The organism is Novosphingobium profundi (assembly GCF_020524485.1).
Lineage (GTDB): Bacteria > Pseudomonadota > Alphaproteobacteria > Sphingomonadales > Sphingomonadaceae > Novosphingobium > Novosphingobium profundi_A.
In genome coordinates this window covers 260000-282901 of the sequence record NZ_JAIVLF010000005.1, presented here as the reverse complement: position 1 = coordinate 282901, position 22902 = coordinate 260000, and the positions used below count along the sequence as shown (strand labels likewise).

General features: G+C 64.9%; 21 protein-coding genes and 3 tRNA genes. 15 read left to right on the top strand and 9 right to left on the bottom strand.

Features of this window, described 5'->3' with window-relative positions:
- Positions 1 to 186: 186 nt before the first annotated feature.
- On the top strand, positions 187 to 1935 hold the full coding sequence (locus tag LC060_RS15240) for a sensor histidine kinase (protein ID WP_226637007.1): 1749 nt from the start codon (positions 187 to 189) through the stop codon (positions 1933 to 1935).
- The gene (locus LC060_RS15235; protein WP_226637005.1) at positions 1932 to 3260 is read left to right on the top strand and encodes a sigma-54-dependent transcriptional regulator; all 1329 of its coding nucleotides are present in this window, start codon (positions 1932 to 1934) and stop codon (positions 3258 to 3260) included. The genes LC060_RS15240 and LC060_RS15235 overlap by 4 nt, the downstream gene beginning before the upstream one ends.
- A 67-nt stretch (positions 3261 to 3327) precedes the next feature.
- On the opposite strand, the gene LC060_RS15230 is transcribed toward LC060_RS15235, so the two are convergent.
- From LC060_RS15230 to LC060_RS15220, 3 genes are all read right to left on the bottom strand, one after another.
- Positions 3328 to 3404 (bottom strand) — tRNA-Pro (locus LC060_RS15230).
- Between the two features lie 98 nt (positions 3405 to 3502).
- Positions 3503 to 5038 carry a methyl-accepting chemotaxis protein gene (locus LC060_RS15225; RefSeq protein ID WP_226637003.1) on the bottom strand — a complete coding sequence of 512 codons (1536 nt, stop codon included), beginning with the start codon at positions 5036 to 5038 and terminating at the stop codon, positions 3503 to 3505.
- Positions 5035 to 5379: a hypothetical protein gene (locus tag LC060_RS15220; RefSeq protein ID WP_226637002.1), complete on the bottom strand. Its 345-nt coding sequence runs from the start codon at positions 5377 to 5379 to the stop codon at positions 5035 to 5037. Before LC060_RS15220 ends, LC060_RS15225 begins: the two co-directional genes overlap by 4 nt.
- Before the next feature lie 131 nt (positions 5380 to 5510).
- Between LC060_RS15220 and thyA the strand changes: the two genes are divergently transcribed.
- From thyA to LC060_RS15185, 7 genes are all read left to right on the top strand, one after another.
- Entirely contained in the window at positions 5511 to 6494 is a 984-nt protein-coding gene (thyA, locus tag LC060_RS15215; protein WP_264191914.1) for a thymidylate synthase, read from the top strand.
- A gap of 135 nt (positions 6495 to 6629) precedes the next feature.
- Complete coding sequence (locus tag LC060_RS15210; RefSeq protein WP_226637000.1) at positions 6630 to 7958, top strand: thiamine pyrophosphate-dependent enzyme; 1329 nt, start codon at positions 6630 to 6632, stop codon at positions 7956 to 7958.
- The gene (locus tag LC060_RS15205; protein ID WP_226636998.1) at positions 7955 to 9007 is read left to right on the top strand and encodes an alpha-ketoacid dehydrogenase subunit beta; all 1053 of its coding nucleotides are present in this window, start codon (positions 7955 to 7957) and stop codon (positions 9005 to 9007) included. Before LC060_RS15210 ends, LC060_RS15205 begins: the two co-directional genes overlap by 4 nt.
- A gap of 4 nt (positions 9008 to 9011) precedes the next feature.
- The gene (locus LC060_RS15200) at positions 9012 to 10343 is read left to right on the top strand and encodes a dihydrolipoamide acetyltransferase family protein (protein ID WP_226636996.1); all 1332 of its coding nucleotides are present in this window, start codon (positions 9012 to 9014) and stop codon (positions 10341 to 10343) included.
- 357 nt (positions 10344 to 10700) lie between these two features.
- Positions 10701 to 10777: transfer RNA gene (locus tag LC060_RS15195), tRNA-Asp, on the top strand.
- 100 nt (positions 10778 to 10877) lie between these two features.
- A tRNA-Asp gene (locus LC060_RS15190) sits at positions 10878 to 10954 on the top strand.
- A 101-nt stretch (positions 10955 to 11055) separates the two neighbouring features.
- A complete protein-coding gene (locus LC060_RS15185; protein WP_226636994.1) occupies positions 11056 to 12366 on the top strand; it encodes an Hsp70 family protein in 1311 nt (436 codons plus the stop codon).
- 13 nt (positions 12367 to 12379) lie between these two features.
- Here LC060_RS15185 and LC060_RS15180 read toward each other — a convergent pair whose 3' ends face one another.
- From LC060_RS15180 to LC060_RS15160, 5 genes are all read right to left on the bottom strand, one after another.
- The gene (locus LC060_RS15180; RefSeq protein WP_226636992.1) at positions 12380 to 12595 is read right to left on the bottom strand and encodes a DUF2842 domain-containing protein; all 216 of its coding nucleotides are present in this window, start codon (positions 12593 to 12595) and stop codon (positions 12380 to 12382) included.
- Positions 12596 to 12598: 3 nt separating this feature from the next.
- Entirely contained in the window at positions 12599 to 13195 is a 597-nt protein-coding gene (locus LC060_RS15175; RefSeq protein WP_226636990.1) for a 5-formyltetrahydrofolate cyclo-ligase, read from the bottom strand.
- A 233-nt stretch (positions 13196 to 13428) separates the two neighbouring features.
- A complete protein-coding gene (locus tag LC060_RS15170) occupies positions 13429 to 13683 on the bottom strand; it encodes a hypothetical protein (protein WP_226636989.1) in 255 nt (84 codons plus the stop codon).
- A 628-nt stretch (positions 13684 to 14311) separates the two neighbouring features.
- Positions 14312 to 14662: a cell division protein ZapA gene (locus tag LC060_RS15165; protein ID WP_226636987.1), complete on the bottom strand. Its 351-nt coding sequence runs from the start codon at positions 14660 to 14662 to the stop codon at positions 14312 to 14314.
- Positions 14659 to 14886: a hypothetical protein gene (locus LC060_RS15160; RefSeq protein ID WP_226636985.1), complete on the bottom strand. Its 228-nt coding sequence runs from the start codon at positions 14884 to 14886 to the stop codon at positions 14659 to 14661. The genes LC060_RS15165 and LC060_RS15160 overlap by 4 nt, the downstream gene beginning before the upstream one ends.
- Before the next feature lie 213 nt (positions 14887 to 15099).
- On the opposite strand from LC060_RS15160, the gene tkt reads away from it, so the two are divergent.
- The 6 genes from tkt (at position 15100) to thiE (ending at position 21763) form a co-directional block, all read left to right on the top strand.
- Positions 15100 to 17088 carry a transketolase gene (tkt, locus tag LC060_RS15155; RefSeq protein ID WP_226636983.1) on the top strand — a complete coding sequence of 663 codons (1989 nt, stop codon included), beginning with the start codon at positions 15100 to 15102 and terminating at the stop codon, positions 17086 to 17088.
- Between the two features lie 15 nt (positions 17089 to 17103).
- Positions 17104 to 18111, top strand: coding sequence for a type I glyceraldehyde-3-phosphate dehydrogenase (gap, locus tag LC060_RS15150; RefSeq protein WP_226636982.1), 1008 nt, complete (start codon positions 17104 to 17106; stop codon positions 18109 to 18111).
- Positions 18112 to 18116: 5 nt separating this feature from the next.
- A complete protein-coding gene (locus LC060_RS15145) occupies positions 18117 to 18593 on the top strand; it encodes an MOSC domain-containing protein (protein WP_226637480.1) in 477 nt (158 codons plus the stop codon).
- Positions 18590 to 19789 (top strand): phosphoglycerate kinase, encoded by a 1200-nt coding sequence (locus tag LC060_RS15140; RefSeq protein WP_226636980.1) that lies wholly within the window; start codon positions 18590 to 18592, stop codon positions 19787 to 19789. Before LC060_RS15145 ends, LC060_RS15140 begins: the two co-directional genes overlap by 4 nt.
- A 266-nt stretch (positions 19790 to 20055) precedes the next feature.
- Positions 20056 to 20967, top strand: a complete 912-nt coding sequence (locus tag LC060_RS15135) for a fructose bisphosphate aldolase (protein WP_226636977.1) — start codon at positions 20056 to 20058, stop codon at positions 20965 to 20967.
- 142 nt (positions 20968 to 21109) lie between these two features.
- Positions 21110 to 21763, top strand: coding sequence for a thiamine phosphate synthase (gene thiE, locus LC060_RS15130; protein ID WP_226636975.1), 654 nt, complete (start codon positions 21110 to 21112; stop codon positions 21761 to 21763).
- Positions 21764 to 21789: 26 nt separating this feature from the next.
- On the opposite strand, the gene LC060_RS15125 is transcribed toward thiE, so the two are convergent.
- On the bottom strand, positions 21790 to 22896 hold the full coding sequence (locus tag LC060_RS15125) for a helix-turn-helix transcriptional regulator (protein WP_226636973.1): 1107 nt from the start codon (positions 22894 to 22896) through the stop codon (positions 21790 to 21792).
- Positions 22897 to 22902: the final 6 nt, after the last annotated feature.

Genomic DNA, 22902 nt, shown 5'->3' with positions numbered 1-22902 from the left:
CAACTTGGTGCAAGGAATTGCCCGCTCGGGGGATGCGGGGCCAGCGCAATCGTGCTTGCATTAAATGGACGCATTTACAGGGGTTTGGGAGCGTTTCCAGAATGTTTCTGTGGCGAAAATTGCATGCAATGCCTGCAAATGTGTCGGAAATTGCACATGATGCGCGCGCCGCGTATTGAGACAGGGATGATTCGGACCAACTCCCTCCTGCCCGTTCTGGGCTGCCTTGTGCTGGCGCTGCTGGTGGGGCTGGGAGCTGGGTATCTTGCCCGCGAGCGCGCTCTCGATGCCCTTCTGGTATCGGGGGAGGCGGACGCGCGGATACGTCAGGCCCTGATCGAAAGTGAAGTGGCGCGCTATCGCCTGTTGCCGCTGGCGCTTGCCGATGACCGCGATGTGATCGCGGCCGAACGCGGTGAGGGTGATGCGGCGGTGGCCGTTCTCAATGGCAAGCTGAAGGAGCTCGCCCAGACGACGGGCGCCTCGGCCATCTATGTGGTGAACCGGGACGGGCGCGCAATCGCGGCCAGCAACTGGGATAAGCCCTATAGCTTCGTGGGCTCGAACTACAGCTTCCGCCGGTACATCCGCGAGGCGCAGAATTCGGGGGCAGGACGGCAGTTCGCGCTGGGCACGGTCAGCCGCAAGCCGGGGCTCTACCTTGCCCAGCGCACGCGCGGCGGCGGCGCGGTCGTGGTCAAGCTCGAGTTTGACTGGATCGAGGACCAGTGGCGCCAGGCCGGAGGGATCACCTTCGTGACCAACCCCATGGGCGTCATCTTCGTGACCAGCCGACCGGCCTGGCGTTTTGCGGCCACGCGCAAACTCGATGCGCAGGAGCGGGCGCAGACCCAGCGCGACAGCGGCGCAAACGCGATCCATCCGCGCCCCTGGGTCGAGCGCCGCGATGGCCTGCTCGAGGTACCAGGGCGTGAGGGGCCTTTTGTCCGGATCGATACGCCCGGAGGAAACGAGGGCTGGCAGCTGTTCCTGCTGCTGCCCGCAAAAGGAGCGGTTGCGGGGCAGGCCCGGTTGGTGGGCGTCACCGCAGGGGTTGGGGCTCTGGTTGCGAGCCTGTTCGTTCTCTGGCTTCTGCTGCGCAGCCGGCGCCGGCGCGCCCGTACACTGGAACTCGAAAGCGCGGTTGTCGCGCGCACGGCCCAGTTGCGCGAGGAGATGGAGCAGCGCGCCCAGGTCGAAAGCCGGGCCGCTCAGCTGCGCGAGGAACTCCGGCTTGCCAATCGGCTGGCCACATTGGGGCAGGTCAGTGCCAGCGTCGCGCATGAGACCGCACAGCCGGTTTCGGCGATCCGCAATTACGCTTCGAACGCCAAGGTCTTCCTGGAGCGCGGGGACAGTGAACAGGTGGCGGAAAACCTGGGGGCGATCGATCGATTGGCCGAGCGTATCGGCGTCGTGACCGCCCAGCTGCGCGGGTTTGCCCGCAAGAAGACCGTCGGGGGCACGCAGTGCGCGCTGGCCGAGGTCCTCGAAGGGGCCGAGCTTCTTCTGCGCGACCGGCTCGACCACGTCGATGCGGTGATCCCCGATCTGCCCGCAGACCTGATGGTGACGGGGGACAAGGTCCGGGTTGAGCAGATTCTCGTGAACCTCCTGCAAAATGCGCTCGATGCTCTGGGTGGGCATGCGTATCCCAGGATCGTCATCGAAGTCGAGGTGGATCGCCCGCGCGGGCAGGTCGCCGTGGTCGTCCGCGACAACGGGCCGGGGATTGCCGAGGAGGTGGCCGAGAAGCTCTTCACGCCGTTCGCGACGAGCCGCGAGGAGGGGCTGGGGCTCGGGCTTGTCATTGCACAGGACATTGCCGCCGAATTCGGTGGCTCACTACGCTGCCTGATGGCGCGCGGCGCCTTGCCCTCGGCGCAGGGGCAGGGCGGCGCAGCTTTTGAACTGATCTTGAGGATTGCCCGATGAGCGAGCCCGCATCTGTAAACCGCATTGCCCTGGTCGAGGACGATGAAGAGCTTGCGCGTTCGACCGCGCAGCTTCTGAAGCTCGCGGGCTTCGAAGTGACGCTGTTCGAGCGCGCACAATCCGCGCTCGACGTGCTTGATGCCGATTGGCCGGGTGTGGTCGTGACCGATGTGCGCATGCCCGGGATCTCCGGGATCGACCTGTTTCGCACCGTTCGCGAACGCGATGCCGAACTTCCGGTCGTGCTCATCACCGGACACGGCGATGTCGACATGGCGGTCGACATGCTCAAGTCCGGCGCCTGGGACTTTCTTACTAAGCCCTTCGATCCCGATGGGCTGGTGACGGTCTGCGCGCGCGCGATCCGAGCGCGCGAACTGGCGTTGGAGAACCGGCAGTTGCGCGCACTTGCAGGCGACGAGGCGGCCCCCGTCCTGCTGGGGCAGAGCCCTTCCATCCGGCGCCTGCGCGAAATGATCCCGATGCTTGCCAATGCGGACATCGACATCCTCATCGAAGGGGAGACCGGCACCGGCAAGGATCTGCTTGCCCGCCTCATTCACCGCTCGGGCAAGCGTTCGCGGCGGCGGTTCCTGCCGCTGCCCTGTGCCGGAATGGACGAGGCGCTCGTAACGCGCACCTTCGGCCCGGCCAGCGATCCGGCAATCCTCGCGGTGGACCGGGGCACGCTCTATCTCGATGATGTCGACCGTGCGCCGCCGCGGCTTCAGGATCGCCTGATCACCTTCGTCGAGAAGCGCAGTGTCGAATCCGGCCCGAACGAAGTTCCTCTGGACTTTCGGATCATCGCGACAAGCCTGCCGCTCGAGGAGGGCGATGCGATGCCGGTGCAGCCGGCGCTGTTCTATCGTCTGGCGGCCATGCGGCTGGTGCTGCCACCCCTGCGCGAGCGGCGCGAGGATGTTTCGCTCCTGTTCGCGCGCTTTGCCGCGGCGTGCGCGCAGCGTCTCGGGCGCAATGTGCCGCCCTTGTCTGACGCCGTGCGCACGCGCCTGGCCACGCACGACTGGCCCGGCAACGTGCGCGAGCTGCGCAACTTTGCCGAGCTGTTCGTCATGGATCTCGTCGGAGACCCGGCTGGCGCAGATGGAGGGGGCGATAGCGTTGCGCCGGGCGGTGAACAGGCAAGCCTCGCTGAACGTGTCGATGCCTTCGAGCGGGGCGAGATCGTTCAGGCGGTGCGCGCTACAGGCGGCGAGATCGGCGCGGCCATCCGCGCGCTCGGCCTGCCGCGCAAGACCTTCTACTACAAGGTCGCCAAGCACGGCATCGATCTGCCAAGCCTCAAGAAAGGGGGAAGCTGAAGGGAGAAGGCGCCTGCGCGTACGCCAGGCATTAAAAAAGCCCAACGTTTCCGCTGGGCTTTTTTAGTGGTCGGGGAGAGAGGATTCGAACCTCCGGCCCCTGCCTCCCGAAGACAGTGCTCTACCAGGCTGAGCTACTCCCCGACCGATGTCTGGAGCGCCGAAGCGCCCCGGGCAGGTGGGCGCCTATATAGGGGGTGTTCGGGGCTGGCAAGGGAAAAATTCAATTTTCGTTCCGCTTTTTACGCGGCCTGGCGCATTCCGCCCAGATTTCCGCCATGTCCTTCTGCGGAAACCTGAAAATGCTGAACCAGGCGCGCCATGGCTTCGGCTTCGCTGGAGAGGTGGCGCGCCGCTGCGGTACCTTGCTCGACCATGGCGGCATTCTGCTGTGTGGCGGAATCGAGGCGGCCGACCCGCTCGTTGATGCGGCCGATTTCGCCCGCCTGGTCCTGCGAGACAGAGGCGATACGTTCAATTGCCTCGTTGATCTCGGCGATCCCGGAGACGATCGTCATCAGCGATTCGCCCGACTGGCCAACAAGCTTGACCCCGCGAGCGACCTGTTCGCCTGAGGTGTCGATCAGCGCCTTGATGTCGTTGGCCGCATCGGCCGAGCGCTGGGCAAGCGCGCGAACTTCCGTGGCGACGACCGCAAAGCCCTTGCCCGCCTCGCCCGCGCGGGCGGCTTCGACGCCAGCGTTGAGGGCAAGGAGGTTGGTCTGGAAGGCGATACCGTCGATGAGCGCGATGATCTTGCCGATCTCGTCGGCCGAGCGCTCGATTTCGCTCATGGCGAAGACCGCGCTTTCGACCACTTCGCTGCCGCTGAGCGCATCGTTACGGGCCTTGGCTACATTGGCTTGGAGATCGCGCGCGGAAGTGGCGTTGTCCGACACTGTGATATTGAGTTGGCGCAGCGTGTTGGCGATATCCTCCAGCGTGGAGGCCTGCTGTTCGGTGCGCAGAGCCAGATCGTCGGTCGCGGAGCGGATCTCGAGCGATCCGGTCTCGATCTGCCCGGCCGAGCGCGTGACGTCGCGCACGATGCGGTCGAGATCGCTCGCCGCGCCGTTGAAGTCGTTGCGCAGGGCCTCGTAGCTCTTGGGGAACGCGTTGGCGATCCGGCGCGACAGGTCGCCGCCGGCAAAGGCACGCAGGCCCTCGCCGATCTCGTTGATGACCTGCTGCTGTTCGCGCGCGGAGCGGGCGCGTTCCTCTTCGGCGATTTCCTCGGCGCGGATGCGCGCGCTTTCGGCCGAGGCCTGTTCGACGACCAATCGTTCAAAGTCGCGTGCGATGATCACGAGGACGGCCGTCTCGGCGACGACGATCACCGCGTGCAGCAGGACGCGGGCAAAGTCCGGTCCGTCCGGGAAGACGAGCGAGGGGGCAAGGAAGTTTGCCAGCAGGTGGTGGGCCGCCGCGACACCCGCGCCGAGCAGGACCGGACGCCAGTCAGCAATCAGCATGAGCGTTGCGAGCGAGGCGAAGATCGTCATGTGCAGGTCGATCATCCAGTGGCTGCCGGTCCACTGCCACAGCAGGATCGCGGGATAGATCGGCGAGGTAAAGCCCAGGACCATGCGCATCTGCTGCCCCTCGGGGTGTTGCAGGGCGAGCATGGTGGGGACGATGGACACCACGATGGCGAGTACCGGGGGAAGGAAGCCGGTTTCCGCAAAGAAGGCGCACCCGATCGTGATCAGGACGTAGACCCAGCCCAGGGCGACCAGGGACAGCGCGCCCTTGCGGCGCAGTTCGTTGAGTTCGTTCATGGTTCTAAAGCCAGTTTGGTTTGGGCAGGGCTGCCGCAGAGAAATTCCGGAACGGCGAAGAGCAGGGCGCCGCTTTGCAGGGCTTCACCCGTGAGGTTGCCCGCGGGCACCCGGACGAAGAAGGAGCCGCGGTAGGGGCCGGGCGCAACGAGCGCGGCGCCGTGCGTGCGCGACCAGGCAACGGTACGTGCCGGGCTCGTGGCGGTCAGGGGCAGATAGAGCGCAGTCCCGCGCGAGGCCGGGGACAGCGCGATGAGCAGGACGCCCAGTGCAAGGATAGCCTGCACGGCGATGGGGCCGGGCAGGATCTTGCGCAGGGGGACGGGCAGGCGGACGTGCATGTGCGTTTCATGCACGCGTGTGCTTTTCGGTCGCACAAAGGCGTGCTTACGTAGAAATAAGGAGGCCCAAGCCGGGTGATCGTTGCGCAGGCGTAGTGCAAAGCGGGCATCTTGCTATTAGAGCCAGAGCCATGACCGAGTCTCTCTCTCCCGCCAAGCCGACCGCTCCCGCTTCCTTGCAGGGTGAGGCCCGTCCGCGTCACTGGGAGTGGCAGTATCTCGATCTCATGCGCCACATCTGGGAGCATGGCGACGAGCGGGTAGACCGCACAGGCGTGGGCACGCGTTCGGTTTTCGGGGCAACCATCCGCTTCAATCTGGCAGGGGGCGCAATGCCGCTCCTCACCACCAAGCGGGTCTATTGGAAGACCGCCACGCGCGAACTGCTGTGGTTCCTGACCGGCGACACCAATATTCGCAAGCTGTGCGCGCAGAACGTTCAGATCTGGACCGACTGGCCGCTTGAGCGCTACCGCCGCGAGACCGGTGATGCCATTACCCGCGAAGCGTTCTCACAGCGGATCGTCGAGGATGCGACGTTCGCATGGCTGTGGGGCGATCTCGGTCCGGTCTATGGCAAGCAGTGGGTTGACTGGCCCACCTACGAGCCGGTGGGTGAGGGGCTGTTCCGGAAAGGGGCGGGCATCAACCAGGTCGCGCAGGTCGTCGAAAGCCTGAAAAGCAATCCTGGCAGTCGCCGCCACATCATCGAGGGGTGGAACGTCGCCGAACTCGATTCGATGGCGCTGCCGCCGTGCCACAAGACTTATCAGTTCCATGTCGCGGACGGAAAGCTCTCGTGCCTGCTCTATCAGCGCAGCTGTGATCTGGGGCTGGGTTTTGCCTTCAACATGTGGTCGCTCGCCGCGCTGACGCGAATGATGGCCCAGCAATGCAACCTCGAGCCGGGTCACGCCGTTTGGACAGGAGGTGATGTCCATCTCTACCTCAACCACGGGGCGCTGGTGGAAGAGCAGTTGGCGCGCGAACCTGCGGGCGAGGCGACGCTGACCTTCGCACGCCGTCCGGCCTCGATCTTCGACTATGTGATCGAGGATTTCGAAGTGACCGGCTACGCGCCCCAGGCCCATATTGCCGCGCCTGTCGCGGTCTAGTTCGGGTTTCCGGAGGGATTGATTGACATTGCCACGGTTTGAAATATTCTGACCTAACCGTGGAATTTTGATGCACTGCAAAAGATAACCGCAGGCGCCTGTTCTCACGGTCCGTAAACGACGGGAGAGAACGTGATGGTCGACCAGACGGGACGAATCGGCATGCCGCGCGGCAACCTGCCGCCGCTTGAGCTGCATGTGCCCGAGCCGCGCTTCCGGCCGGGCGATCCGGTCGACTATTCCTGGCTCGATATTCCGGGGGCCGGGGAGCTCCCCCGCTTCGACGAGGCCTGCGAAGCGCGCGAGACGATGCCCGCGACGCTGGGCATGGTGCGAGTGCTCGACGACAAGCACCGCGCAGTCGGCCCCTGGGACCCACGCCTCGATCCCGAAACGCTGCGCCGGATCCTGCGCACCATGGCGCTGACCCGCGCCTTCGATGACCGGATGTACCGGGGGCAGCGGCAGGGCAAGACCAGCTTCTACATGAAGTGCACGGGCGAGGAGGCTGTCTCGGTCGCCCATGCCTATGCGCTGGCGGGCGATGACATGGTCTTCCCGAGTTACCGCCAGCAGGGAATCCTGATCGCGCGCGACTATCCCCTCGTCGAGATGGTCAACCAGATCTACTCGAACCGGGCCGACCGGCTGAAGGGACGCCAGCTCCCCATCATGTACTCGGCGCGCGACTATGGCTTCTTCACCATCTCGGGCAATCTGGCGACGCAGTTCCCGCAGGCCGTCGGCTGGGCCATGGCGAGCGCGATCAAGGGTGACACGCGCATCGCGACCAGCTTCGTGGGCGAAGGCTCGAGCGCGGAAGGAGACTTTCATGCCGCGATGACCTTTGCGGCGGTCTACAACACGCCGGTCATCCTGAATGTGGTCAACAACCAGTGGGCGATCTCCAGCTTCTCCGGGTTCGCCGGGGCCGAGCGTTCGACCTTTGCGGCGCGCGCGGTCGGCTATGGCATCGCGGGGCTCCGGGTCGACGGCAACGACGCGCTCGCTGTCTATGCGGCGACGCAGTGGGCCGCGAACCGCGCGCGGGCCAACAAGGGGCCGACCCTCATCGAGCACTTTACCTACCGCGCGGAAGGCCATTCCACCTCGGATGATCCCAGCGCCTATCGCTCCGCGCACGAGCGGGAGGAATGGCCGCTGGGCGATCCGGTCATGCGTCTTGCGCGCCACCTCATTGCCCTTGGCGAATGGGACGACGAGCGCCACGCGGCCATGGACCGGCAGGTGGCCGAAGAGGTGAAGGCAGCGGCCAAGGCGGCCGAAAAGAACGGCGTGCTCGGCCACGGCTTCCATCATCCGTTCCATACGATGTTCGAGGACGTCTTCGAGGAACTGCCATGGAACCTGCGCGAACAGGCCGAGCAGGCCATCCGTGAGCGCGAGGCCAAGTGGCCCGATGCCAGGGGGCCGGGCACGGGCGAGGAAGGAGAGGGCGCATGATCGAGGAAACCGCCGTCAGCCTGCAGGAGGGCGAGGCGCGGCCGATGAACATGATCGAGGCCATTAACGATGCGCTGCACGTGATGATGGGCCACGATCCCGACGTCGTCGTCTTCGGCGAAGACGTGGGCTACTTCGGCGGGGTGTTTCGCGCGACGGCAGGCCTGCAGGCCAAGTTCGGCAAGATGCGCGTCTTCGACACCCCCATCAACGAGTGCGGTATCATCGGCGCGGCGGTCGGCATGGCGGCCTATGGCCTGCGCCCCGTGCCCGAGATCCAGTTCGCCGACTATATATACCCCGGCCTCGACCAGCTGATTTCGGAGGCCGCGCGCCTGCGCTACCGCTCGGCCGGAGAGTTCACCGCGCCGATCACGGTGCGCTCGCCTTTTGGCGGGGGCATCTTCGGCGGTCAGACGCACAGCCAGAGCCCGGAAGCGCTGTTTACCCACGTCTCGGGCCTGAAGACGGTGATCCCGTCCACCCCGCACGATGCCAAGGGGCTTCTCATCGCGGCGATCGAGGACAACGATCCCGTCATCTTCTTCGAACCCAAGCGCATCTACAATGGCCCGTTTGACGGCTATTACGACCACCCGAGCAAGACCTGGAAGAACTATCCGGGCGGGCAGGTGCCTGAAGGCTACTATTCCATCCCGCTGGGCAAGGCGCGCACCGCGCGCGAGGGCTCTGCGATGACCGTGCTGGTCTACGGGACCATGGTGCATGTCGCCGAAGCCGTGCTCGCCGAAAAGGGCGTGGATGCCGAAATCCTTGATCTGCGCACGCTCTGGCCGCTCGACATCGAGGCTGTGGAAAAGTCTGTTCAGAAGACGGGGAAATGTCTCGTCATCCATGAGGCTACGCGCACCTCGGGCTTCGGCGCTGAGCTCGTCAGCCTCGTCCAGGAGCGCTGCTTCTACCATCTCGAAGCTCCGATCGAGCGCGTGACCGGCTTCGACACCCCGTATCCGCACAGCCTGGAGTGGGCCTATTTCCCCGGCCCGGTCCGCATCGGCGATGCGGTCGACCGCCTGATGAAGGAGTGATCCCATGGGTCGTTACACGTTCCGTCTTCCCGACATCGGGGAAGGGATTGCCGAAGCCGAGATCGTCGCCTGGCACGTCGCAGTAGGCGATCATGTCGAGGAGGACGCGCGCCTGGCCGACATGATGACCGACAAGGCCACGGTCGAGATGGAGAGCCCGGTCACGGGCACTGTCATCGAGATCGCGGGCGAGGCGGGCGAGATGGTGGCCATCGGATCGCCGCTCGTCGTGCTGGAGGTTGAAGGCGCGGGCAACGCGCGCGAGGAGGCTCCCGCGAAGACCGAGAAGGTTCAGGCGCCGGTCGAAGAGCCGATACAGGCGAAGGAACCGGAAACCGAACCGGCACCGGTCGCGGATTTGCCGCCCGAGCCGGAAGTTGCATCGATGGCCTCAAAGCCCTCGCCGCCTCCAGCCCCGGCGCGCACGGCCTCTCAGCCGAAGGTTGGTTCGCAGGATGATGGCGGGCGTATCCTTGCCAGCCCGGCTGTGCGCAAGCGGGCAGAGGACCTTGGCATCGATCTTGGCGAGGTCCGCCCGGCCGAGGACGGGCGCGTGCGTCACGGCGATCTCGATGCCTTTCTCTCCTACAACGCGAGCGGAGGCTTCCAGCCCGCCGGGCGCACGGGTGAGGATGAGCAGGTGCGCGTCATTGGCCTGCGCCGCCGCATCGCCGAGAACATGGCTGCCTCCAAGCGCCACATCCCCCACTTTGCCTATGTCGAGGAATACGACGTCACCGCGCTGGAGGAGACGCGCGCGCAATTGAATGCCGGGCGCGGCGAGCGGCCCAAGCTGACCATGCTCCCTTTCCTCATCGCGGCGATCTGCAAGTTGATCCCCAGGTACCCGATGCTGAACGCGCACTATGACGATGAGGCAGGCGTGGTGACGCGCTACGGTTCGGTGCACCTGGGCATGGCCGCGCAGACCGCCTCGGGCCTGATGGTGCCGGTCATTCGCGATGCACAGGGCCGCAACCTGTGGCAATTGGCTGCCGAGATATCCCGGCTGGCCGAGGCTGCGCGCGAAGGGAAGGCTGCGTCCGGTGAACTGAGCGGTTCGACCATCACCATCACCTCGCTTGGCCCCAAGGGCGGGGTTGCGACGACGCCGGTGATCAACCGCCCCGAGGTCTGCATCATCGGGCCCAACCGCATTGTCGAGCGTCCGATGTTCGTGACCGATGCCAGCGGGACGGAGCGGATCGAAAAGCGCAAGACGATGAACATCTCGATGTCCTGCGACCACCGCGTCGTCGACGGGTGGGACGCGGCCAGCTTTGCACAGGACCTCAAGGCCCTGATCGAGGCTCCGGCGCTCATCCTCGCCGGGTAAGGGCGCGGGGACGAATCACGCAGAGATTATGATTCGTGTTCGCGAAAAATTTCGCAGCGCGCTGAATGTATCGGAAATCTGCCATTTTTCGCGTTATTTGGTTTTGAAAACAGAAGTTTGGGTGAATTTTTAGGGCCTCTCTCCATTTGCCTCGATGCGGGATGGAGGGGGCCGTGAAGCCGGCTTCGCCATTTTTGCGGTCTGCCTTTTGCCGCGCCAACCACGCATTTCTGCGGGCCTTGCGAGGGGCATCCGGGGGAGGGCATAAAAAAATGCATCGGCCGGTGTAATTCCGTTGACAGGGTCGCCTCCCCGTCATAGATGCGCGGCTCCCAAGCGGACGCACCGCCCAAGTATGCGGGTGTAGCTCAGTTGGTTAGAGTGTCGGCCTGTCACGCCGAAGGTCGCGGGTTCGAGTCCCGTCACTCGCGCCACTTGGGAGTTGCTTCGTTCCAGTCTCGACTGGGCGGGGTCTTTCCGGGAAACCGGAGGAAAACATAGGAATGCGCGGGTAACCGTTTGTTCCATCGCTGCGCGGGTGTAGCTCAGTTGGTTAGAGTGTCGGCCTGTCACGCCGAAGGTCGCGGGTTCGAGTCCCGTCACTCGCGCCACTTTCCTTGCCGAAAGTGGCCATACAGCGCGCAAGAGGCCGGGGTAACACCCGGCCTTTTTCCTTTTCGGCGTATATTTCGGCACAGGACCTTATTTCGCGATGGTGGACAGCGCGCGCCCGACTCTGGGCATCGACTTTGGCACGACCAATTCGGTCATGGCGCTGGCGGGCAGCGAGACCGAAGGGGAGATGATCCGCTTTGCCGCACCGTCCGGCGCCAGCTCGGTCTTCCGCTCGGCGCTGTGCTTCTGGCAGGAAGAGGGCGTGCGCGGTGGTCTCGCCCATGAGGCAGGTCCCTGGGCGATCGAGGAATTCCTCGAGTTTCCGCAAGGCTCGCGCTTTATCCAGTCCTTCAAGTCTGTGGCGGCCAACCCTGCGTTCGAGACCGCGGGCATTTTCGAGAAGCGTTACCGCTTCGAGGACATGGGCAAGGTCTTTCTGGATCACCTCCTGGCGCACGCGGGCGATGCCCTGCGGAATCTGCCCGAGCGCGTCGTCGTCGGGCGTCCGGTGCGCTATGTCGGCGCGCGTGCCGATGCGCAGCTGGCCCGCACCCGTTATGACGCGATGTTCGCCAGCCTCGGGCGTGAGGTGCACTATGTCTACGAACCCGTGGGGGCGGCCTTCAGTTTTGCCTCGCGCCTGAGTGAACCCGCAACGCTCATGGTCGCGGACTTCGGGGGCGGTACGAGCGACTTTTCCATCGTGCGGGTCGAAGCGCCGGGGGCGGCGCAGCGCTGCACGCCGCTTGCCGCGGCCGGTATTGGCCTTGCCGGGGACCGCTTCGATTACCGCATCATGGACAACCTGGTTCTGCCGCAACTGGGCAAGGGCGGGACGTACCGGTCCTTCGACAAGGTGCTGGAGATCCCGCCGGGGCACTTCACCGATTTCGCCGACTGGTCGCGCCTCGCCATGATGCGCAACAAGCGGACGCTCGAGCAGCTTAGCAAGCTGAAGCAGAATGCGACCGATCCGGCCTCGATCGCGCGCATGATCTCCGTGATCGAAAATGAGCTGGGCTTCGGTCTCTACGAGGCGGTGGGGGCTCTCAAGCGCGCTCTGTCCGGGGAGGAGCAGGCCGCGCTCGAGTTCGAGAGCGAGGACCTGCACATTCACGCCGAAGTGACGCGCGCCGAGTTTGAGAGCTGGATCGCGCCCGACCTTGTCCGCATCGGCGAGACGGTCGACGAGGCACTGGCCCGCGCCGCTCTGGCGCCCGAGCAGATCGACCATGTCTTCCTGACAGGCGGATCCTCGTTGATCCCGGCTGTACAACGTCTATTTGCCCAGCGCTTTGGCGAGGAACGCCTCGCCAGCGGCGACGAGCTCACCTCGATTGCGCATGGCCTTGCGATGATCGGGCAGTCGGGCGACCTGGCGCAGTGGGCGGCGCGCGACGAGGTCTGAGCGCGCGGGCGCTTCAGTCCCAGCGTCCGGTCTCCATCCAGGCGAGGTAGCGCTTCAGCGGAAAGATCCAGATGATGCCGAGTACGACGTAGACCGGTAGCTGGAGAAGCGCGTGCCAATCCGCGATCACGGGGTGTACGTAGCGCGCGATCAGGATTCCATAGACAAGGAGGGCTGCGCACAGCGCCAGTACGCCCACGGGAATGCGCCAGGTTGGCGTTTCGCGCATGTCTCAGCCCATTCCGTGGTAGATACGTGTGGGGGTAACCACGGCGCTGAGCGGCTGGTCGTGCGATTCAACCGGGAGTTCGTCGGCAAGCTGGCAGTCCCAGGCAAGGCCAATGGCTTTTGTGGTGGGGTTGGCTGCAAGCCAGCGGTCATAGTGCCCGCCCCCCTGGCCCAGGCGGTGCCCGTCCTGCGTGAAGGCGATCAGCGGTACGACGACGATGTCCGGGGCTGTAAAGGTGGCCGTGCCGGGCGGTTGGGGCATACGGTAGGGCCCTTCTTCCAGTGCCTCCTCGTCGAAGGGGTTGGCCCATTCGCGAAATTCCATGGCGGCGCTGCGCGCGGCAAAGCGGGGAAGTGCGATCTGGCGATCGTTCTCGGCAAACCAGCGCGCCCACCCTAGCGAAGGTGCTTCGGGGCCGAGCGGATAATAGAGGCCAACGGTCGCCCCCTCCGGGATCATATCGCTGACCGGAGCCGGGGGGCGATTGAGAATCAGCGCGCGCAGGCTCTCGGGCAGGCTCGCGACGTGTTCGGCGCGCGCTGCTCGGAATTTCCTGCGCAGGAGGGCCTTCGCATCGGTCAGGCTGGGAGGGGATACCATCAAACGTCTTCCTGCGCGCCGCTCGCGGGAGGCGAGGGCGCCCAGAGGGACTAGCGCAGGCTGGGCCTTGCAACAATGCTGGTGTGGCAGGTGCATGGTGCTTGTGCGACCAGGATGCTCCTGATGGGCTTGCAGTCCGCACCCAGCGGTCTTGCGCGACCGTCTCCAGGGTGCCTTCCAGGCTTTCCTCTCATTCAACATTCATCCGGATTTCCGGATTGGACTATTGTGTCTCAGCACCCGTTGGACGCGTTGTCGTGGATGTGGCCCTTGCCGCGACCGTTGCCATGGCCCTTGCCTTTGCCCTTCGTGTGGCCCTTCCCCTTGCCGGAGGCGCCCGTTGCCTTGCTCGCGGACCAATTCAGGGCCGCGCTCTTCATCGACGCAATGCCGAACTTGGCGTCACCGGCGTGGGTGCCAGCCAGGGCGGGGGTTGCGACACCGAGCGAACATGCTGCGACAAGCATGGCCGTAGTGGCTTTTTTCATCAAGTAGTCTCCGGTTTTTAGGTTTAGCGACTAACCCAACTGATTTTATGTCTCGATATGCGTTGGGATAATCGATTGCACCTCATGTTCCGGGTGTCGTCAATCGAAGTAACCTGATATTAACTAGCGATATTAATTAGATATAAAGTGTCTTCGGAGGCGTTAACTAAGTTTCTCGGCGGATAAGCGAAGAGGTTTATGGCGCGTTAGGGATTCCAGGTGCGGTGAGTGCTGACTTCGCATGAAAGTGCCCGCCGCTGTGCGCCGTTGGCCCTATGTCCAAGATGAAGATGAAATTTTTTTCCCGTTAATCACCTTTATTCCGCTCCGGGCTGCGGGTGAGCAGCACGGTGCTACGCCGAAGTGGCCATGCGGCGCGCTTCGGTGTTTGGGGTGTTGCCACGCACGTTCTCAACCGTGCGCTCAGGCGACTGACCAGATCGGATTGGGGGAAAACGGTGACGGGTCCACCATGGGTCGTTTTCCTAGAACTCCTCTGACGCCTCAACGTCAGGTGGGGGCCATGTACGTCGGACCACGGTCCGGGCAGGGACAGCCCCCTAGGATTGCTTATAGCCTCAGGGATGTTCGAACGGCTCGTGCCGGGCAGATCCCGTCGCGCGCCTAGTTAGAGATCCTTGGGCCCATCCTCAAGTGGCGTCTCAAGCAGGTCGGCAAGTTTTTCCATTTTTTCGGCAATCCGCGAGAGGCGTGCGGTCTCTTCCGGATCCGGCTCAGGGGGCTTGGCGTCCGTAGATACAGGCGTGGCGGTGCCTGCACTGCGCTTCAACTCGTCGTTCTCGTCGGCGAGCAGGAGGGCGGCGAACAGGAGCATGCGCGCTTCCGAGAGCCCGCGCGCATTGGCCGCGTCGACCTTGTCGGCAATGACCTTGCCGAGCGCGCGGACATGCTCTTCCTCGCCCGGACCACAGCCGACGAGGAAGTCGCGTCCGCCGATGACCAGTTCGACGTTGTTCATGGTGCGCTTCCTTCGATCAGCGTGTCGAGCTCGCCCAGCGTCTCCTCGACACGGGTGCGGAGCGCGCCGTGGCGCTGGAGGAGGGCGTCCTCCGCGCGCAGGCGATGCGCGCAGGCACTCTCGATGCGGGCAAGGGCAGCTTCGATCCGGGCAAGGGGGGAGGCGTCGGGGGCCTCGCCCGTCTCGGCGGACGGCGCGGGCAGGACAGTTTCTGTCTCTTCCATGATGTCTCGCTATCGCACTCGCCGCAGAACGCAATCGCCTCGGCGCGTTTGTTCACAAGCCAGCCTGCATCGCCATGCAATTGTGCGAATGTCCAAGATTGGGCTGGACGGCGCATTTCCGCGGTGCTGAACTTGACGACGGTGCGGCCTGCCCTAAAGGGGGTCGGCAAGTCCGAATCATAGTGTAATAATCCGTTTTCCGGAGCCAGTCTGATGACCCTTGCCCCCGCCCGCCTCGCGCCGATGGCCAACGCCATTCGCGCGCTTTCCATGGACGCGGTCCAGGCGGCGAACTCTGGCCACCCCGGCATGCCGATGGGCATGGCCGACGTTGCCACCGTTCTCTACGCCAAGCACCTCAAGTTCGATCCGAAGAACCCGCAGTGGGCCGATCGCGACCGCTTCGTGCTGTCGGCGGGGCACGGCTCGATGCTGATGTATTCGCTCCTGTACCTCACCGGGTACGAGAGCCCGACGATCGAGGACATCCGCAATTTCCGCCAGATGGGCAGCCCCTGCGCGGGCCACCCCGAGAACTTCCTGCTGGAAGGCGTGGAATGCACCACCGGTCCGCTGGGCCAGGGCCTGGCGATGGCGGTCGGCATGGCGATGGCTGAGCGTCAGCTCAACGCGACCTTCGGCGATGACCTCGTTGACCACAACACCTGGGTGATCGCGGGCGACGGCTGCCTCATGGAAGGCATCAACCACGAGGCGATCGGCCTTGCCGGTACGCTGGGCCTGGGCAAGCTCAAGGTCCTGTGGGACGACAACGACATCACCATCGACGGCAAGACCGGCCTGTCGACCTCGGAAGACATCCCCGCGCGCTACCGCGCCTCGGGTTGGGACGTCTTCTCGTGCGACGGCCACGACTTCGCCGATATCGAGCGTGCGCTCGCCGAGGCGGCGGCTTCGGACAAGCCCTCGCTGGTCGCCTGCAAGACCGTGATCGGCAAGGGCGCGCCCAACAAGCAGGGCGGCTCGGGCGTCCACGGCTCGCCGCTTGGCGCGGACGAGATCGCGGCAGCGCGCGAAGTCCTGGGCTGGAGCGCGGAGCCTTTCGTGATCCCCGAGGACATCCTCGCTGACTGGCGTTCGCTCGGAGCCAAGGGTGCCGAGGCGCGCGAAGCCTGGGAAGCGCGCAAGGTCGCGAACCCCGAGGCGGCCGAGTTCAGCCGCCGCATGGCCGGTGAACTGCCCGACACCGAGGAAGTCGCCAAGACCTTCGCGGGCTGGCTGGAAGGCGATGCCAATGTCGCCACCCGCAAGGCCTCGGAAAACTGCCTCAACGTGCTCGCCCCGGCGCTGCCCGAGATGATTGGCGGTTCGGCTGACCTTACCGGCTCGAACAACACCAAGGCCAAGTGCCAGGAGCCGTTCACGGCCGAGAACTACGCCGGTCGCTATGTCTATTACGGCATCCGCGAATTCGGCATGGCCGCGGCGATGAACGGCATGGCGCTGCACGGCGGCGTGATCCCCTACGGCGGTACGTTCCTGATCTTCTCGGACTACTGCCGCAACGCGATCCGCCTCTCGGCCCTGCAGCAGGTCCGCGCGATCTACGTGCTGACCCATGACAGCATCGGTCTTGGCGAAGACGGTCCGACCCACCAGCCGGTGGAACAGGTCATGTCGCTGCGCCTGATCCCGAACCTCAACGTCTTCCGTCCGGCCGACGTGATCGAGACGGCGGAGTGCTGGAATATCGCGCTGCAGACCCAGGAAACGCCCTCGGTCCTCGCGCTGACCCGCCAGAACCTGCCGCAACTGCGCACTTCGGGCGAAATGCTCTCGGCACGCGGCGCCTACACGCTGCGTTCGGCGGAAGGAGACCGCAAGGTCATCCTCATCGCCAGCGGTTCGGAAGTCGAACTGGCCTGCACCGTGCGCGACGAACTCCAGGCCCAGGGCATCGGCGCGGACGTCGTCTCGATGCCGTGCATGGAACTCTTCGACGCGCAGGAAGAGGCCTACAAGCACGAAGTGCTGCCCCACGACCCCACGATCCTCAAGGTCTCGATCGAGGCTGGCACGACGATGGGTTGGGAGCGCTACACCGCGACAAGCCGCAATGGCGGCCTCAATATCGGTCTGGACCGTTTCGGCGCGTCGGCCCCGGCCAAGGATCTGTTCGCTCGCTTCGGCTTCTCGGCCGCTTCGATCGTTCCCAAGGTCCTCGAAAAGCTTAGCGTCTAAGGAGGAGATTTGAATATGGCGACCAAGGTTGCGATCAACGGTTTCGGACGTATCGGGCGTCTTGTGGCCCGCGCTATTCTCGAACGTCCCGACTGCGGTCTGGAACTGGTCTCGATCAACGACCTGGCCGACACCAAGTCGAACGCTCTCCTCTTTGGCTTTGACACCACGCACGGGCGCTTCCCGGGCACGGTCGAGGCCGGCGAAGGCAAGATCATCGTCAACGGCAAGGAAATCGCCGTGACCGCCGAGCGCAACCCCGGTGACCTGCCGCACGCCGCGCAGGGCATCGACATCGTGCTCGAGTGCACCGGCATCTTCCAGTCGAAGGAGGCCTCGCAGCCCCACCTCGACGCTGGTGCCAAGCGCGTGCTGATCTCGGCTCCGGCCACGGGTGTTGACAACACCGTCGTCTTCGGTGTGAACCACGATTCGCTGACGGCCGACCACATCGTCGTGTCGAACGCCTCGTGCACCACCAACTGCCTGGCGCCCGTCGCCAAGGTGCTGAACGACACCGTCGGTATCGAGCGTGGCTTCATGACCACGATCCACTCGTACACCAACGACCAGCGCATGCTTGACCAGATGCACAAGGATCTGCGTCGCGCCCGTGCAGGTGCCGCCAACATGATCCCGACCACCACCGGCGCGGCCCGTGCGGTCGGTCTCGTGCTGCCGGAACTCAAGGGCAAGCTCGACGGTTCGTCGGTGCGTGTGCCGACCCCGAACGTCAGCCTCGTTGATCTGTGCTTCGTGCCCCAGAAGGACACGACGGTCGAAGAGATCAACGCGGCGCTCAAGGCGGCGGCCGAAGGTCCGATGAAGGGCGTTCTTGCCTTCACCGACCAGCCGTTGGTCTCCTCGGACTTCAACCACTACCCGGCCTCGTCGACGGTCGACAGCCTGGAAACGGCGGTCATGGAAGGCAAGTTCGTGCGCGTCGTTTCGTGGTACGACAACGAGTGGGGCTTCTCGAACCGCATGCTCGACACCGCAGGAGCGATGGCGAAGTTCCTCTGAACGTGATGTCGGCTCACGGTACGCTCCAGGGCATTGCGCGGCGAACACGTTCGCGTGCGCCCATGGAGACCGTGCCGCGGGCCGAAGTGACAATCGCCGCGGGAATCCAGGGGGATTCCCGCGGCGTTGCACGTGAGGGCAAGGTCCCGCGCCGCCAGGTGGCGCTGATCGAGGCCGAAAGCTGGCAGGCGGCGATGGCCGACCTGGGGCTCATGCCGGGCATGGAACTGCCCTGGTATGCGCGCCGTGCGAACCTGTGCGTGGCGGGCTTGCGCCTCCCGCGTGAAGCGGGCCGTGTGCTTGCGATCGGGCCGACCTGCCGGATCGAGACAACCCTGGAATGCGATCCATGCAGCCGCATGGACGAGATAGCGCCCGGGCTCATGGCCGCGCTGACGCCGGACTGGCGCGGCGGCGTGCTGGGCCGGGTCATACGCGACGGACCCGTCTCCGTCGGTGACGAGGTGAGGATAGTTAGATGAGCGCTTTCAAGACTCTGGATGACCTTGGCGATGTAGCTGGCAAGGTCGCGCTGGTGCGCGTGGACCTGAACCTGCCGATGCAGGACGGTCTCGTGACCGACGCCACCCGCATTCGCGCTGCGGTGCCGACCATCAACGACCTGTGCGCCAAGGGCGCGAAGGTCCTGCTGCTGGCCCACTTTGGCCGCCCGAAGGGCGAGCGCCACTCGCAGATGTCGCTCTCGATGGTCGTGGGCGCGGTCGAGAAGGTGCTGGGCAAGGAAGTGATGTTCGTGCCCGAGATCACCGGTGACGTCGTCGCGCAGACGGTGGGCATCCTCAAGGGCGGCGATGTCGCCATTCTGGAGAACACCCGCTTCTGGAAGGGTGAGGAAGCGAACGATCCCGAACTGGCCAGGGCGATTGCGGCCAACGCCGATTTCTACGTGAACGACGCCTTCTCGGCCGCGCACCGCGCGCACGCCACCACCGAGGGTCTGGCTCACGTGCTTCCCGCTTACGCGGGCCGCTCGATGCAGGCCGAGCTCGAAGCTCTGGACAAGGCGCTGGGCGCGCCGGTGAAGCCGGTGGCGGCGGTCGTGGGCGGCGCGAAGGTCTCGTCCAAGCTCGACGTGCTCAAGCACCTTGTCACCCAGGTCGATCACCTGATGATCGGTGGCGGCATGGCCAACACCTTCCTTGCCGCGAAGGGTGTGGACGTGGGCAAGTCGCTGTGTGAGCACGACCTTCTGGACACCGCCACCGACATCCTCGCCAACGCCGAGGCAAGCGGCTGCACCGTGCATCTGCCCTACGAGGTCGTGGTCTCGAAGGAATTTGCGGCCAACCCGGGGTCGCTGCGCACCTGCAATGTGCACGAAGTCGCGCCCGACGAGATGATCCTCGATGCGGGGCCACTGGCCGTCGAGGCGTTGGCCGACGCGCTCAAGACCTGCCGCACGCTCGTCTGGAACGGTCCGCTTGGCGCCTTCGAGATGGAGCCCTTCGATGCCGCGACCGTCTCGCTGGCGCGTACGGCGGCCGCGCTCACCATCGAGGGCACGCTGACTTCGGTTGCGGGCGGCGGGGACACCGTTTCGGCCCTGAACCACGCCGGAGTGGCCGAGGACTTCTCGTACATCTCGACTGCGGGCGGCGCTTTCCTGGAATGGATGGAAGGCAAGGAACTGCCGGGCGTCGCTGCACTCTCGGCCTAAGCAGATCGGGCCGCTGGCACTGCGGCGGCCCAGGATCCTGCGCTGCAGCAAAGGCGCGGAGCGAAAGTTGCCCGGATGCACGAGGAGGCGTGATTCGGGCAACCCACTCCGGCACACGGGCCATTCACCGTATTCCAGGCCTGTCTGGTCTGGTTGGGGATTATTGTATCCCCAAGATACATCCTGGCACCTTTGCCGCAGTTGCGAATTTCTCAGGCGGGCTCTAGCCTGCCATCCACACGACGCATGACTTGAGGAGGAGTTTTATGCAGGTTTCGGAAATGACGGCCAAAATGGCCGACGGTGACGGTTTTATCGCTGCGCTGGACCAGAGCGGCGGGTCGACCCCCAAGGCGCTCAAGGGCTATGGCATCGAGGACGATGCCTGGGGCTCGGAAGAAGAGATGTTCGGCCTCATCCACGAGATGCGCAGCCGCATCATTTCCTCGCCGGTGTTCACCGGTGAGAAGGTCATCGGCGCGATCCTGTTCGAACGCACGATGGACGGCACCGTGGGTGGCGTGCCGACCCCGTCCGCGCTGATCGCCAAGGGCATCGTGCCCTTCATCAAGATCGACAAGGGCCTCGAGGACGAAGCCAACGGCGTGCAGCTGATGAAGCCGATGCCCACGCTCGATGCGTTGCTCGAACGCTCGAAGGCGCTCGGTGTCTTCGGTACGAAGGAGCGTTCGGTGATCCACTCGGCCAATGCCGAAGGTATCGCTGCGGTCGTCAAGCAGCAGTTCGAGATCGGCGCACAGGTCATCTCGCATGGCATGATGCCGATCATCGAGCCCGAGGTGAACATCAAGAGCGAGACGCGCGCCGAGTGTGATGCGATCCTCTGCGCGGAAATCCTCAAGAACCTCGACGCGCTGCCCGAGGGTCAGAAGGTCATGCTCAAGCTCTCGCTGCCGGTCGTGCCGGGCACGTTCGATGCACTTGTCGATCACCCCAAGGTGCTGCGCGTGGTGGCGCTTTCGGGTGGCTTCTCGCGTGACGAAGCCTGTGTCGAACTGGCCAAGAACAAGGGCATCATTGCCAGCTTCAGCCGCGCCCTCCTGTCCGAACTGCGCGCGCAGATGAGCGACGACGAATTCGACGCCGCGCTCGGTGAGGCGATCGATGCGATCTACAAGGGCTCGACCCAGAAAGTCGCGGCGGCTGCCGCAGTCTGATTACCGCCTTGGCGTGCTGGCCGCGCCATGACGGAATATGCGGGGCGCTTTCCTGTGGGAAGGCGCCCCGTTTCGTTTCGCCTTGCCGCCCATGTCGTGAGGCGGCTTCCCTTGTTCGCTGGATTTTCCTAAGGGACAGGCCATGACCGACGACACCGATATCGAACGCGAACCCACGCAGCTCTACCTGATTTCGCCGCTGGAGGTGGGAGGCGACTTCCCCCAGCGTCTGGAGCGTGCGCTCGACGCGGGAGAGGTCGCGGCGTTCCAGTTTCGCGTGAAGGATATCGACCAGCACGAGGCCGTGCGCCTGGCTGAGCCGTTGCAGGCGATCTGTGCGACGCGCGGCGTGGCTTTCATCGTCAACGATTCGATCAGCCTCGCCAAGCGCCTAAAGGCCGATGGCGTGCATCTGGGGCAGGACGACGACACGGTGGAGGAAGCGCGCAAGGCGCTGGGCATGGACGCGCAGATCGGTGTGACCTGCCACGACAGCCGTCACCTCGCCATGGAAGCGGGCGATGCGGGCGCGGATTACGTCGCCTTTGGAGCGTATTTCCCGACGACCACGAAGGAAACCAAGCACGTCGCGGGCACGGATCTGCTCGAATGGTGGCAAGCCATCTTCGAGATCCCCTGCGTCGCCATTGGTGGCATCACTCCGGAAAACTGCGTGGATCTGGTTCGCAAGGGCGCGGACTTCATCGCGGTTTCGGGCGCGGTCTGGAATGGCGATGAGGCTGAGGCTGTGGCCGCGTTCACCAAGGCCATCGCCGAGGGCATGGCCCCGGCCTGATAGGCTATCCCGGCGCGCATGGCCGATCAGGTCATGTGCGCTGTCCCCTCCAGGATCCGCCGCACCAGTTCGGCTTTTCCGCGCACGCCCAGCTTGGCGTAGATGCGCTTGGAGTAATTGCGCGCCGTCTCGACGGTCAGGCCCATGGCCTGCGCAGCTTCGGCAATGCTGAGCCCCTCCGACAGCTTCAGTGCCAGTTCGGCTTCGCGCGGGGGCAGGGCGTGGAGGGCCGTCAGGCGCGCCTGGGCATCGCGTGACGGCGCGTGGGGGAGGGCGAAGACGGCGAGAAAGCGCGCCGTGTTCGCGGGTGCCTGAGCATCGTCCATCGCGATGCGTTGCACCAGCGCTTCGACCTGCGGCGTGTCGCTCAGAAGTACAGGCCGCGGCGGGGCCGTCTGGTCCTGCGCGAGGTCCTCGATGGCGGTGAGCAGAGCGCGTTCGGCCGGACGTGCGAGGCCAAGGAGGCGCTCCCCGATACGTGGAGGCTGGCCGTAACGCTCGCTCCACCAGGTCTGTGTTTGCCCGCTGAGGTCGACGAGACGTCCGTCGGCATCGAAGGTCATCCAGCCATTTCCCGAGCGCGCCATGCCGGCCGCGTTGATCCGGGCACTATCGCGCGCGGCGTCGAGATCCCGGCCCGAGCGCAGCGCTTCGGCAACGTAGGGAGCCAGATTTGAAAGCAGGGCGCTGTCGCTCGCGCTGCAGGGGCTCGTGCGGGCGAGTACCAGCCAGGCGTCGAGACCGGTATCGGCAAGGATGCGCACGATCCGTTCGTCGGCCAGCCCAAGCTCGCGCAGTTCGCGCCAGCGTTGGGCCCTCAGCAGCGGGTCGTGGTCGACCAGCTCTCCCAGCGCGTAGACGCGTCCGGGCCGCAGGCTGTCGTAGTGCGCGCGGTCAAGGTCGAACAACGCTGAACTGCCCGTCACGGGGCTTCCGCTAGGAAGGGGGGCTCCGGCGTGAAATTCGATGATCGGAGCTTTGCCAAGCGCGCCCTGACGCGTGAGAAGGGCAATGTAGCGAGCCCCGGTGCGCCGCCGCAGGCGTTCCAGAAAGGTGGAAAAGCGCGGCGTTTCGCGCATCGCACCCAGCAGCGGGAGCAACAGATCCGTCTCGTCGGAGCTTGTCAGGGCCATACCCTC